Consider the following 11723-nt stretch of genomic DNA (forward strand, 5'->3'; position numbering starts at 1 on the left):
CTACCGTCCTTCGCGGTACCACATCGAACCCATTGCCAGAAGCAGCAGGCCGAGGCCGAGGAAGCCGCCGAACAGCGGCACGCGCGAGACGGCCTTGAGCACGCTGTCGTCCGTGGTGCGCAGTCCGATCCAGTCGTTGCCGGACGCGGCACCAGCCGAGCGCACAGGCACGATGGAGGGTAGCGTCACGTCGCTGCCAAGGGCTGTGGACGACGCCAGCCGGCGCACGCTGCCGCCGGTGGCTTCAGCCGGCGCCTTCAGCCGGCTTTCGGTGGAAATGACGTCGGCGAATTCCGGGGAGTTGACCGGCCCGACATGGGCGAGCGCGGTGAGGTCGCCATTGGCGACCTGATAGAGGCCGATCTCGCTGGTCTCGACGCTGCCGAGGAAGACGCCGGGCTCGGATTTCTCGAGCTTGACGGTCAAGGTCTTGCCGGATGGGGTGATGATCTGCGCGGGGCCGGGATCGTCGGCCATCGTCTGGCGGCGGATTTCCAGCACCATGCCGCGGCCGTCGGCGGTCAGCCGCTCTTCCTCGAGCTCAGGCTCCTTCATCAGCCAGTGGGCGATGCGCCGGTAGAGCTGGACATGCGGGCCGCCGCCCTCGAAGCCGCGCGCCCACAGCCAGCCCTGATCGGACAGCAGCATGCCGACGCGGCCTTCGCCCTTACGGTCGAGCAACAGCAGCGGCCGGTTGTCGGCGCCCTTCATCACCACTGCGCCTTCGGGATTCTGCACGCCGATGGTGCGGAACCAGCGGCTCCAGTGCGGCGGCTCGGTGGCAGAGCCATCCAGCCCACGCGTCACCGGGTGGCGCTGGCCGAGTTCGGTGAGGCGCGGATAGAAGGCCTTGTCGACCACCTCGCCGGTCGGCATCGCCGGCAGGGCGGACATCAGCGGCGTACGCGCGATCGAGCTTTCGCCGGCATATTCGGGGCCGGCCGCGATCAGCAGCGCGCCGCCCTTTTCGACATATTCGGAGATGTAGTCGTAATAGAGGATCGGCAGCACGTCGCGGTGCTGGTAGCGGTCGAAAATGATGAGGTCGAAATCCTTGATCTTCTCGACGAACAGTTCGCGGGTCGGGAAGGCGATCAGCGACAATTCGTTGATCGGCGTGCCGTCCTGCTTTTCCGGCGGCCGCAGGATGGTGAAATGGACGAGATCGACCGAGGCGTCGGATTTCAGCAGGTTGCGCCAGGTGCGTTCGCCGGCATGCGGCTCGCCGGAGACGAGCAGCACGCGCAAGTTCTCGCGAATGCCGTCGATGAGCGCGATGGCGCGGTTGTTGGTGTCGGTCAGTTCGCCCGGCTCGCGATCGATGGCGAGTTCGACGATGTTGCGGCCGGCGCCCGGAATGGTGACCTGCAACGGCATCGCCTGGCCGACAGTGGCGTGCTCGACCGCGACCTGTTCGCCATTGACCGAAACGCGCACATCGACCGGGCCGGTCTCGTTTTCGGTCGAGATGACGCGGTAGGTCATGTCGAGCGGCTTGCCGACAAGGCCGAAGCGCGGGGCGTTCTCGAAACGTATGCGGCGATCCTTCTCGTGATCGTTGCCGGTTATCAGCGCATGCAGCGGAGCGTTGAAATCGGGCGCTCCCGGGGGGGCGTCATGGACCTCGCCATCTGTGATCATGATGGCGCCGCCGATGCGTGACGGCGGCACGTCGCGGAAGGCGCCTTCAAGCGCGCCGAACAGCCGTGTCTCGGTGCGTTCCTCGGCGGCCTCGGATTTGCCGGCCTCGACGACGCGCACGTCGAACTGCTTGAATCGGCCAAGCCGCTGCTGCAGCCCGGCCAACGCCTCGTCGGTCTGCTTGGTGCGGTCGCCGATATCCTGGCTCTGGCTGCGGTCGACGACGAGGGCGACAACACTTTTCAGCGGCTCGCGCTCCTCGTTGAGGAACACCGGGTTGAACAAAGCGGCGGCGAGCGCCAGAAGGGCGATGAAGCGGAAGACCGAACCGCGCTGGCGAAACCACAGGCCGACCAGCGCAAGCAGCGCCAGCGGCACCAGCGCCAAGGTCAGCAGTGGCCAGGAGATCAGCGGTTCGAAGGAGATCGACCAATTCATTCCTTACCCTCCTCTTTTTGGGGAGGGTTTATCCGCGACCGGAGGGCACCAAACAAACTCATTCTACTGCCCCAGCCGTTCGAGCAGTATGGGCACGTGCACCTGGTCGGATTTGTAGTTGCCGGTCAGCATGTACATCATGATGTTGACGCCGGCGCGCAGCGCGTAGATGCGCTGCATCGGGTCTGCCGGCACAGTCGGCAGCAGCGCATCGCCGTTCTCGTCGACCGCCCAGGCGCCAGCGAAATCATTGGCGGTGATCATGATCGGCGAGACGCCATCGCCGGTACGCACCGGCCGGTTCTCGGCGTTGCTGGCGTCGAGCGAGGCCTCGACCCAGAGCGGGCTGCCGGCGAAGCGGCCGGGGAATTCGGGTAGGATGAAGAAGGATTTGGTCAGCACGTGGTCGGACGGTACCGGTTCCAGCGGCGGCACGTTGAGGTTGCCGAGGATGTCGCGCAGCCGCTCCGTCGCCGGGCTGGTCGAATCGGCGCCGATGCCGTTGGCGAATTGGTCGCGGGTGTCGAACAGCACCGTGCCGCCTTGCTGCATATAGGCGTCGACGCGGGCGATCGCTGCCTGGCTGGGCATCGGTGCGGCCGGATCGATCGGCCAGTAGATCAGCGGATAGAACGACAACTCGTCCCTCGAAATGTCGACGCCAGCCGGCTCGCCCGGTTCCAGCGCCGTCTTCTCGACCAGAAAGCGCGTCAGGCCCTCGAGCCCGGCGCGGCTGATCGAATCGTCGCCCGGCACGCCGGTCAGCACATAGGCGATGCGGGTCTTCGAAATCGCCTCGATGGCAATTTCGTCACCCGGCTTGGCGTCGTCGGCGCGGGCAAGGTCGGCATGACCGAACAAGCTACCCAGCGCAATCAGGATGGCGGCGGTGGTTGCCACCGCACCGGCGTGGCGCGGCCGGCGTGAAAACAGGCCGCCCATCCAGAATACCGCCAGCGTGTCGAGCAGCATCAGCACCAGGGCGGCCGCCACCAGCGCGCCCTTCAAATTGCGCGATTCGTCAAAGGCATACTGGATCGAGGTGATGGGAACAGTGATTTGCGGGCGCGCCAGCGGGGCCAGCGTGCTGTCGGCTTCAAGCAAATTATGGGCAAATACACCCGTCTCGGAACCATAGAGACCGGGCGGGTTTTCAAAAGTCACCGGCAGCGCGCCGGCGCCCGGCACCAGCGGCCGTGCATCCGGCGTCGGCGGCACCAGCGAGCCGTCGGCTGCAATCATGCGATAGGGCGCCAGCGATGCCGCGGCGGCTTCGGCATTGGCGATGGCCGCGCCCTGGTTGCGCGACAGCTGCACGATGCGGCGCAGCATCTCGACGAAGCTGCCAGAGATCGGCAGGTTCGACCAGGTTGCCTCAGGGGTGACGTGGAACAGCACCAGCGTGCCCTTGCCTTTCTTCAGTCCGGTGACCAGCGGCGTGCCGTCGGCAAGGGCCGCCCAGGTGCGCTCGACGATATCGGGTGTCGGCTCGGCCAGCACCTGCCTGCTGACGGTGACCTCGGTCGGCGGCGCCAGATCGGCGAACGGGCCGGCCTTAGGGAATTCGGTGACAGGCTGCGGCGACGTCCATGACAGCGCGCCGCCGAGCGAACGCTCGCCGGTGCGCAGGCGGACCGGCAGCAAATCGTCGTCATCGCCCGCCGTGGCCAGCCGCGAACCGGCGAAACGCACCAGCGTGCCGCCATTGTCGACCCAATCGACAAGTCTCTGCCGGACCTGTCCGGGAATGGTGCCGATATCGGCCATGACGATCATCGCGGGCTTCTGGTCGAGGATCTGCGGGATGGCGTCGGCAAGATCGGCGCTGGAGGGTTCGACCAGATCGGCGAAGGGCTGCAGCGCCCGCCTGATGTAGTAGAGCGGCGACAAAAGCGGCTGTGCCTGGTCGGCCTCGGCCTGCGACAATAGACCGACGCGCCGCCGCTTGGAGCTTTCGTCGAGGACGCGGACCGCACCAGCCTGCCGCTCGCCGTCGAGCGCGATGGAAGCGAAGTCGTTGCGCAGCTCGAACGGCACCGCCATGGTGCCGGTGGCGGTGGTTTCGCCAGGCGAAAAGGTCAGCGTCGCATCGGCGATGCGGCGGCCCTTGTCATCGAAGGCGCCGGCGGTGACCTGAGCAGGGGCAGGGTCGCCCGGCGCGCGGATGGCGGTCAGTGCAAAGCCGTCGACCTGGTTGTCGGCGGCGGTCAGGCCGGTCAGCGACAGCCTGTCTGCGGTTGCCCAGACGACACGCGCGGCATTTTTCGACAAAAGCGTGTTGAAGGCGGCCTCATCGCCTTTTGCCGCCAGGCCGTCGGCAAGCACGGCGACACTGGCCCCGGGCAAGGTCTCCAGCACGCCGGCGACGCGGGCATAGATGGCGGGTCGGTCGGTCGGGATCGGCCGCGGCTTGGCGGCGCGCAGCCGGTCAAGCGCGGTGGCGGCATCGAACGGGCCGACCTCGGCATTGGCCTTTTCGGCGGTGAAGGCGATGACGACCGGCACGCCGTTGGCGCCGGCATCGTTGATCAGCCGCTCGGCGGTGGCGACGCGTTTGCCCCAGTCGGCGGCACTTGCCCAGTCATTGTCGATGACCAGGGCAAGGGCGGCTCCCTCGGCCGGCAGCTTTTCGCGCGGGTTGAAGACCGGGTCGGCCAATGCCGCGACGATGAGGGCCGCCATCAAGAGCCTGAGCAGCGTCAGCCACCACGGACTCTGCTGCGGCGTCTCCTCGCGCTTCAGCACGCGGGCCAGGATCTTCAGCGGCGGGAAGATTTCGGTCTGCGGCTTGGGCGGCGTCAGCCTGAGCAGCCACCAGATCACCGGCAGTGCCAGCAGGCCCCACAGCACCATGGGGGCGCCAAAGGAAAGCGGCAGCCAACTCATACGACAGCCTTTCCTGGTCGATCGCCACCGGCGATCGTGCCGGCACGACTGCCAAAGTCGGTCGGCCCTGGCTGATCGCCGCTGGCGATCATGCCTGCATGACCGCCGGCGGTCGGCCTGGCCGAGGGGCCGTCAGCAGTCATCGCCATGTGCAGCCGCACCAGTGCGTCGGAAGCGAGCCGATCGGTGTGGTTGACGGTAAAGCTCCAGCCAAGCCGTTTGCACCAGACCGTCAGTTGATGGCGGCGGGCGGCGTAGAGCAGGCGATACTCATCACCCAGCATTTCGGCGCGGCCGGCGGTCAGCTTGTCGCCGGTCTCGGGATCGGTGAACTCGGTTCGGCCAGCATAGGGGAAGGTCTCCTCGGCCGGGTCCGCGACCTCGATCAGGTGCGCGCGCACGCCGTGGCGGGCCAGCACGTCGAGCCAGGCCATCGTCTCTTCGACCGGATCGAGGAAGTCGCTGACGATGACGATGTCGCAGAAGCGCCTGATGTCGAACAGGTCGGGTTTTGCCGGCAAATCGCCGGCATGCATCAACTGGGCGGCGATGCGTTCGGCGCCGTTGCGGGCGGTGAACGGGTCGGTGAGGCCCGGCCAGGCGATGCGCTCGCCGCTGCGCGACAACAGTTCGGCCATGGCCAGCGCCAGCACCAGTGCGCGCGATTGCTTGGAAACGCTGGCGCCGGTCGATTTGTAGAGCATCGACGGCGAGGGGTCGGCCCACAGCCAGACCGTATGGGCGGCTTCCCATTCGCGGTCGCGCACATAGGTGTGGTCGTCGCGGGCCGAGCGGCGCCAGTCGATGCGCGAGGAATCTCCCTCGACATAGGGCCGGAACTGCCAGAAATTTTCACCGATGCCGCGCTTGCGGCGGCCATGCCAGCCGGCGATCACGGTGTTGACGATGCGGCGCGCCTCGACCAGCAGGTCTGGCACAAGCGAGGCTCGCAACCGGCCACGGGCGAGCGCGTCGCGCGTCGCTGCCGGAGCCTGGACCTCGCCGATGCGCGGCATCAAATTCCTTTCACGAGTTTCGCCACCACGTCACGCACGCCGGTGCCTTCGGCGCGGGCGGCGAAGGTCAGCGCCATACGATGCTGCAGCACCGGCTCGGCCAGCGCACGGACGTCGTCAACCGAGGGCGCCAGCCGTCCGTCGTAAAGCGCGCGCGCCCTTGTGCACAGCATCAGCGCCTGGCTGGCGCGCGGGCCGGGACCCCAGGCGACGTTCTTGTCGGTCTCGGCATTGCCTTGGCCGGGACGCGCCGAGCGCACCAGCGTCAGGATCGCCTCGACGACGCTTTCAGGCACCGGCATGCGGCGGATCAGCGTCTGGATCTCCTTCAGCCGCACCGGCTGCAGCACGTTTTGCGCTTTCGCGTCCTCGATGCCGGTGGTTTCCAGAAGGATGCGGCGCTCTGCCTCGATTTCGGGATAGAGGATATCCACCTGCATCAGGAAGCGGTCAAGCTGGGCCTCGGGCAACGGATAGGTGCCTTCCTGCTCCAGCGGGTTTTGGGTTGCCAGCACGTGGAAGGGCGCCGGCAGGTCATGGCGGGCGCCGGCAATGGTGACGTGGTATTCCTGCATGGCCTGCAGCAGCGCCGACTGGGTACGCGGCGACGCGCGGTTGATCTCGTCGGCCATCAGCAACTGGGCGAAGATCGGCCCGGAGATGAAGCGGAAGGAGCGTTTGCCGGTTTCGTCCTGCTCCATCACTTCGGAGCCGAGGATATCGGACGGCATCAGGTCCGGCGTGAACTGGATGCGACGCGAATCGAGGCCGAGCACGATGCCAAGTGTTTCGACCAGCTTGGTCTTGGCGAGGCCCGGCACGCCGACCAAAAGCGCATGGCCACCGGCCAGCAGCGCCACCAGAGTACGCTCGACGACGCTTTCCTGTCCGAAGATGACCCGGCCGACCCCGTCGCGGATCCGGGAGATGTCGGCAAGCGCCTTTTCGGCCTCGGCGATCATGTCCTTTTCGCTGATAGGGCTTTCCTTGACCATCACGCTCATGCCGCATCGATCCTTGTGGTTGGAATACCATGGCTGGAACAACGGCTGCACCATACCATAAGTTGCCGCGATTCGGCCTCGCGTGGCGCCTATGTCGAAACTTAAATCACAGACTTAGGCTGACAAGCGCAACAACAGTGACTATTTCGTGACCATGACGGGACCCTTGGGACATCGCGAAGAAAGCCTGACGGATGCCACCGAGGCGCGTGGCCTCGAGGCGCTCATCTCGCGCGCCGCCCGTGCCGGCAAGGGCGCGGCACCCGTCGAACGCTGGAATCCCGACTTCTGCGGCGATCTGGACATGGAGATCAAGTCCGACGGCACCTGGTTCTATCTGGGCACGCCGATCGGGCGCATGCCGCTGGTGCAGCTTTTCTCCTCGGTGCTGCGCAAGGACGCCGATGGCAGGACCTATCTGGTGACACCGGTGGAAAAGGTTGGCATCCGCGTTGCCGATGCGCCGTTCATCGCAGTCGAAATGGACGTTTCGGGTAGCGGCGAAGCGCAGACCATCACCTTCCGCACCAATGTCGGCGATGTCGTCGAGGCCGGGCCGGAACGGCCGCTGCGCTTTGTCGACGAGAACGAGACCGGCGGATTGAAGCCCTATGTGCTGGTGCGTGGCCGTCTGGAGGCGCTGGTGGCGCGGCCGGTTATGTATGAACTGGTCGGGCATGGCGAGGAGGTCGAGATCGGCGGCAAGACGATGTTCGCGGTGCGCTCAAAGGGCGCCGTGTTCCCTATCATGCCGGCGGACCAGTTGAAGCGGCTGAGTGCGTGATGGACCAGGTGACGCCGGCGCCGTTTTCATCCGCGGATTTTCGCGCGCGTTTTGCCGTGCAGCCCGATGCGCATGCCGGCGACGATTATGGCGATCATCGCTTCAACCCCGGCCATCCGCGCCTCAACCAGGACAAGGCGCTGCGCAATGCCGCGGTGCTGATCCCGGTGGTCGATCATGAGGGCGATGCGACGGTTCTCCTGACCAAACGGGCCGAAAAGCTGCGCAGCCATTCGGGGCAGGTGGCATTTCCCGGCGGCACCATCGATCCGACCGATCCGAGCCCTGAGGCGGCGGCGCTGCGCGAGACTTTCGAGGAGATCGGGCTTGGCCGAGACCGCATCGAGATCATTGGCCGCATGCCCGACTATGTGGCCGGCAGCGGCTACCGCATCGCGCCGGTGCTGGGCATCGTGCGGCCCGGTTTCCAACTGACGCTCAACGCCGACGAGGTCGACGCCGCTTTCGAAGTGCCGCTGCGCTTCCTGATGGACCCGGCCAACCACAAGCGCGACAGCCGTATGTGGAACGATCTCGAATGGTTCTTCTACGACATGCCTTACGGCGACCGGCGCATCTGGGGCGTCACCGCCGGCATCATCCGTACCCTCTATGAAAGGCTCTATGCGTGAGTGTCTCGATCGCGGACAGGGCCGACTGGCTCGGCGACAAGCATCTGCAGCGCCTGCTGTTCGCACTGGCCGAAGGCGGTGAAGAGGCGCGAGTCGCCGGCGGCGCGGTGCGCAACACGCTGATGGGCCAGCCCGTCGCCGACATCGACATCGCCACCACCTGCCTGCCGCAGCAAACCCTCCGCCGCGCCGAAGCGGAAGGGTTCAAGGCGGTGCCAACCGGCATCGAACATGGGACAATCACCGTGGTTGCCGGCGGAAAACCTTATGAAATCACCACCTTGCGCGCCGATATCGAGACCGACGGGCGACGCGCGAAAGTGTCGTTCGGGCGCGACTGGAAGCTTGACGCCGAGCGGCGCGACTTCACCATCAATGCGCTCTATGCCGAGGCCGACGGCAGGGTTGTCGACCTGGTCGGCGGCATTGCCGACATCGAGGCACGCCGGCTGCGCTTCATCGGCGACCCGGAAGCGCGTATCCGCGAGGATTATCTGCGCATCCTGCGCTTCTTCCGCTTCTTCGCCTGGTACGGCGATGGACGGCCGGACGCCGAAGGGCTGAAAGCCTGCGCCCGGCTTAAGGAAGGGCTGGCCCAGCTTTCGGCCGAGCGCATCTGGTCGGAACTGAAGAAGCTCTTGTCGGCGCCCGATCCGTCACGGGCGCTGCTCTGGATGCGGCAGGCAGGCGTCTTGACCGCAGCGCTGCCGGAAAGCGAGAAATGGGGCATCGATGCCATCCATGGGTTGGCCAAGGCCGGGAAGGATCTGGGCTGGGCACCCGACCCGCTGCTCAGACTGGAAGCGATCGTGCCGCCCGATGCCGCTCGCATGAAGACGCTCGCCGAGCGGCTCAAATTCTCGACAGCCGAAGCGGATCGCCTGCGCCACTGGGCGCTTGCCACCGCCGTCGAACCGAAGACGACCGAGGGCGAACTGGCGAAAAGGCTCTATCGCGGCGACCGGAACGGGTTTGTCGACCGGCTGCGGCTGTCGCTTGCGGCAGCCAGGGTGCGCGCCGTCGAGGACAATGAGGCGCTGCTCGAAGCCGGTGGCTTTTCGCGCCTGCTTGCCTTCGCCGTCAAATGGGAAAAGCCGTTGTTTCCGCTGAAAGGTGCCGATCTCACGGCGCTCGGCGCAACTCCAGGACCGAAACTCGGCGAAATCCTCAGGAATCTCGAGGCGGAATGGGTCGAAGCCGGGTTTACCCCTGATCGCGACGCGCTCCTCAAGCGCGCCGCCGAAGCTTTGAACGCCGGGTAGATCAGGCCGCGTCGCGGGTCTTTTCGATGCGCGAGCGGATCGCCTCGATCATCGTCTCGCGGATGACCGTCTCACCATGCGTCTCGCGCATGTGCTCGACGGCACGGCGCATGACCTCGGCCTCCTCGTCGGCACGCGTGTGCCAGTCACAGCCGGGCACGAGCGACCCGCAGTGAAATTCCTTCATGAGATTTCTCCTTTTCCTCCGTGAAGCCTGGTCGAGGCTCCGGTACTTTTTTTGGCTCATGGTCCAGTTCCAGGGTTTAATCCGCGGACCGCGAGCGGGTGAGAAGCATAACACAGATGGGGCGGCATTGGTTGCGGTCAACGGCAAACAGGCGGAGCAGCGCTGCTCCGCCCTCTTAACACTATCCCGAAACAGGACCGGACATCGTCTCATCCTGCTCTGGCGGGCAAGCCATCATTTTGCGGCCTTGACGGCCTCGGCGACCTTGTTCTTGCCCTTCATATCCCATGAGACACGGACTTTTTCACCGACCTGCAGGCCAGGATCCTTGAAGGTCTTGGGAAGCGTAAAAGACGATCCATCGTCGAGGACCAGACTCATGGCCGTTGCGTCAAAGGTCTTGATCGTTCCGGTGGTGTGCTTGACGGCGGCGAATGCCACCGAACCGGAAGCGAGAAGGGCAGCGGCGGCCGCCGAAACAATGATCTTGCGCATTGCGAAGTACTCCTGGAAGTAGGGCATCCCTCTCAATGAGGTGCCCCGCGTCGTCTGGGCCGTCGGTCGCGTCGGGTCGCGGCTCGCTTTGTCTGACGCAATTCCGGTCGGAAAGCCGTTTCGCACTTTCCTGGAATAGCGCGCAGGCGAACCGCCGGCGCTTCCCGACCCGGCCCCACAAATAGGCCAGTCTTTTCAACGGCCTATTAGACGAAAAAGAAATTTTGCGCCGCACCGTGTGCCACATTCCATGCCCATTTCGAGCGAATGGGACATCAATGCGACTCACGCCGCGCTCACCATTTTGTTACGGCCAGCGAACCTCGGGCGGCAGGCTGGAGAGAATGGACGCGACATTGCCGCCGGTCTTCAGTCCGAAGATGGTGCCGCGATCGTGAAGGAGATTGAATTCGACATAGCGGCCGCGGCGGATGAGCTGTTCGTCACGGTCGCCATCGGTCCAGTTCTCGTTGAAGTTGGCGCGCACGAGGTGACCGTAGACGACGAGAAAGGAGCGGCCGACATCCTGGACGAAGTTGAAATCGGCATTCCAGCCGCCTTTGTCCTCGCCCGAATGCAGCCAGTCGAAAAAGATGCCGCCGGTGCCGCGCGGCTCGTTGCGGTGCGACAGATAGAAGTACTCGTCGCACCAGGCCTTGAATTTCGGGTAATCGGCGACCGCGGCATTCTTCTCGCAAGCGAATTGCATGGCGCGGTGGAAGGCGAGGGTATCAGGGTCGTCCTGGGTGCGGCGGCGATCGAGCACCGGTGTCAGATCGGCGCCGCCGCCGAACCATTGGCGCGATGTTACCACCATGCGTGTGTTCATGTGCACGGCCGGAACGTTGGGATTCCACGGGTGCGCGATCAGCGAAATGCCGGATGCCCAGAAGCGCGGGTCTTCCTCGGCGCCGGGCATCTGCTTCCTGAATTCGGGCGAGAACTCGCCATGGACGGTCGAAGTGTGGACGCCGACCTTTTCGAAGACGCGGCCGTGCATCATCGACATGGTACCGCCGCCGCCACGGCCCTCGTCTCGTTCCCACGGCGTCTTTTCGAAACGGCCCGGCGACCACGAGGCCAGCGGCCCGCCAAGGTCCTGCTCGATCTGCTCGAAATTGGCGCAGATGCGTTCGCGCAGCGCCTCGAACCACAGCCGTGCCTTCATCTTCTTTTGTTCGATGTCGGCGGGTAGGCCTGCCGGTATTTCTGGTCTTTCCAAGTGCCGTCTCCGGTTGGGGCGGCGAGTCCCACAAATGACTCGTCTTTTGCCGGCGCGATCCCTAATCTCTTAAGGGCAAGGGTCAAGTCACTTTGGTTTTGCGCATGATCCTTTCCGAAACTCGATTCCGATTTCGGGTCATGCGCCAGGTGCAAG

The 11723-nt window shown here is 65.2% G+C and carries 10 protein-coding genes; 3 read left to right on the forward strand and 7 right to left on the reverse strand.

Going from position 1 to position 11723, the window contains the following annotated elements; genetic code table 11:
- The 4 genes from EOB80_RS04320 to EOB80_RS04335 all read right to left on the reverse strand — a co-directional run bounded on the left by EOB80_RS04320 (position 1) and on the right by EOB80_RS04335 (position 6985).
- Positions 1 to 2079 (reverse strand): hypothetical protein, encoded by a 2079-nt coding sequence (locus tag EOB80_RS04320; protein WP_127326776.1) that lies wholly within the window; start codon positions 2077 to 2079, stop codon positions 1 to 3.
- Between the two features lie 63 nt (positions 2080 to 2142).
- Positions 2143 to 4965, reverse strand: a complete 2823-nt coding sequence (locus tag EOB80_RS04325) for a DUF4159 domain-containing protein (RefSeq protein WP_127326777.1) — start codon at positions 4963 to 4965, stop codon at positions 2143 to 2145.
- Positions 4962 to 5981, reverse strand: a complete 1020-nt coding sequence (locus EOB80_RS04330; protein WP_127326778.1) for a DUF58 domain-containing protein — start codon at positions 5979 to 5981, stop codon at positions 4962 to 4964. Before EOB80_RS04330 ends, EOB80_RS04325 begins: the two co-directional genes overlap by 4 nt.
- Positions 5981 to 6985: a MoxR family ATPase gene (locus EOB80_RS04335; protein ID WP_127271985.1), complete on the reverse strand. Its 1005-nt coding sequence runs from the start codon at positions 6983 to 6985 to the stop codon at positions 5981 to 5983. The genes EOB80_RS04330 and EOB80_RS04335 overlap by 1 nt, the downstream gene beginning before the upstream one ends.
- Positions 6986 to 7139: 154 nt before the next feature.
- Between EOB80_RS04335 and EOB80_RS04340 the strand changes: the two genes are divergently transcribed.
- Genes EOB80_RS04340 through EOB80_RS04350 form a run of 3 tightly spaced genes read left to right on the forward strand, consistent with a single transcriptional unit; the run spans position 7140 to position 9663 of the window.
- A complete protein-coding gene (locus EOB80_RS04340; RefSeq protein ID WP_127326869.1) occupies positions 7140 to 7769 on the forward strand; it encodes a DUF1285 domain-containing protein in 630 nt (209 codons plus the stop codon).
- Positions 7769 to 8401: a CoA pyrophosphatase gene (locus EOB80_RS04345; protein WP_127326779.1), complete on the forward strand. Its 633-nt coding sequence runs from the start codon at positions 7769 to 7771 to the stop codon at positions 8399 to 8401. Before EOB80_RS04340 ends, EOB80_RS04345 begins: the two co-directional genes overlap by 1 nt.
- The gene (locus EOB80_RS04350) at positions 8398 to 9663 is read left to right on the forward strand and encodes a CCA tRNA nucleotidyltransferase (protein ID WP_127326780.1); all 1266 of its coding nucleotides are present in this window, start codon (positions 8398 to 8400) and stop codon (positions 9661 to 9663) included. Before EOB80_RS04345 ends, EOB80_RS04350 begins: the two co-directional genes overlap by 4 nt.
- 1 nt (position 9664) lies before the next feature.
- Here the strand turns inward: EOB80_RS04350 and EOB80_RS04355 are convergent, their stop codons facing one another.
- From EOB80_RS04355 to hemF, 3 genes are all read right to left on the reverse strand, one after another.
- Positions 9665 to 9850 carry a DUF1059 domain-containing protein gene (locus tag EOB80_RS04355; RefSeq protein WP_013529972.1) on the reverse strand — a complete coding sequence of 62 codons (186 nt, stop codon included), beginning with the start codon at positions 9848 to 9850 and terminating at the stop codon, positions 9665 to 9667.
- A gap of 234 nt (positions 9851 to 10084) precedes the next feature.
- Entirely contained in the window at positions 10085 to 10345 is a 261-nt protein-coding gene (locus EOB80_RS04360; protein WP_127269427.1) for a DUF1344 domain-containing protein, read from the reverse strand.
- A 307-nt stretch (positions 10346 to 10652) separates the two neighbouring features.
- Positions 10653 to 11567, reverse strand: a complete 915-nt coding sequence (gene hemF / locus EOB80_RS04365; RefSeq protein ID WP_127326781.1) for an oxygen-dependent coproporphyrinogen oxidase — start codon at positions 11565 to 11567, stop codon at positions 10653 to 10655.
- Positions 11568 to 11723: the final 156 nt, after the last annotated feature.

The sequence above is a fragment of the Mesorhizobium sp. M7A.F.Ca.MR.245.00.0.0 genome (assembly GCF_003997415.1).
Taxonomy (GTDB): Bacteria; Pseudomonadota; Alphaproteobacteria; order Rhizobiales; family Rhizobiaceae; genus Mesorhizobium.

Bases quoted from the DNA above. Each gene is read 5' to 3' on its own strand.
- EOB80_RS04330 (WP_127326778.1), bottom strand. From the start codon at position 5,981: ATGCCGCGCATCGGCGAGGTCCAGGCTCCGGCAGCGACGCGCGACGCG.
- EOB80_RS04320 (WP_127326776.1), bottom strand. From the start codon at position 2,079: ATGAATTGGTCGATCTCCTTCGAACCGCTGATCTCCTGGCCACTGCTG.
- EOB80_RS04345 (WP_127326779.1), top strand. From the start codon at position 7,769: ATGGACCAGGTGACGCCGGCGCCGTTTTCATCCGCGGATTTTCGCGCG.
- EOB80_RS04340 (WP_127326869.1), top strand. From the start codon at position 7,140: ATGACGGGACCCTTGGGACATCGCGAAGAAAGCCTGACGGATGCCACC.
- EOB80_RS04360 (WP_127269427.1), bottom strand. From the start codon at position 10,345: ATGCGCAAGATCATTGTTTCGGCGGCCGCCGCTGCCCTTCTCGCTTCC.
- EOB80_RS04335 (WP_127271985.1), bottom strand. From the start codon at position 6,985: ATGAGCGTGATGGTCAAGGAAAGCCCTATCAGCGAAAAGGACATGATC.
- EOB80_RS04325 (WP_127326777.1), bottom strand. From the start codon at position 4,965: ATGAGTTGGCTGCCGCTTTCCTTTGGCGCCCCCATGGTGCTGTGGGGC.
- EOB80_RS04355 (WP_013529972.1), bottom strand. From the start codon at position 9,850: ATGAAGGAATTTCACTGCGGGTCGCTCGTGCCCGGCTGTGACTGGCAC.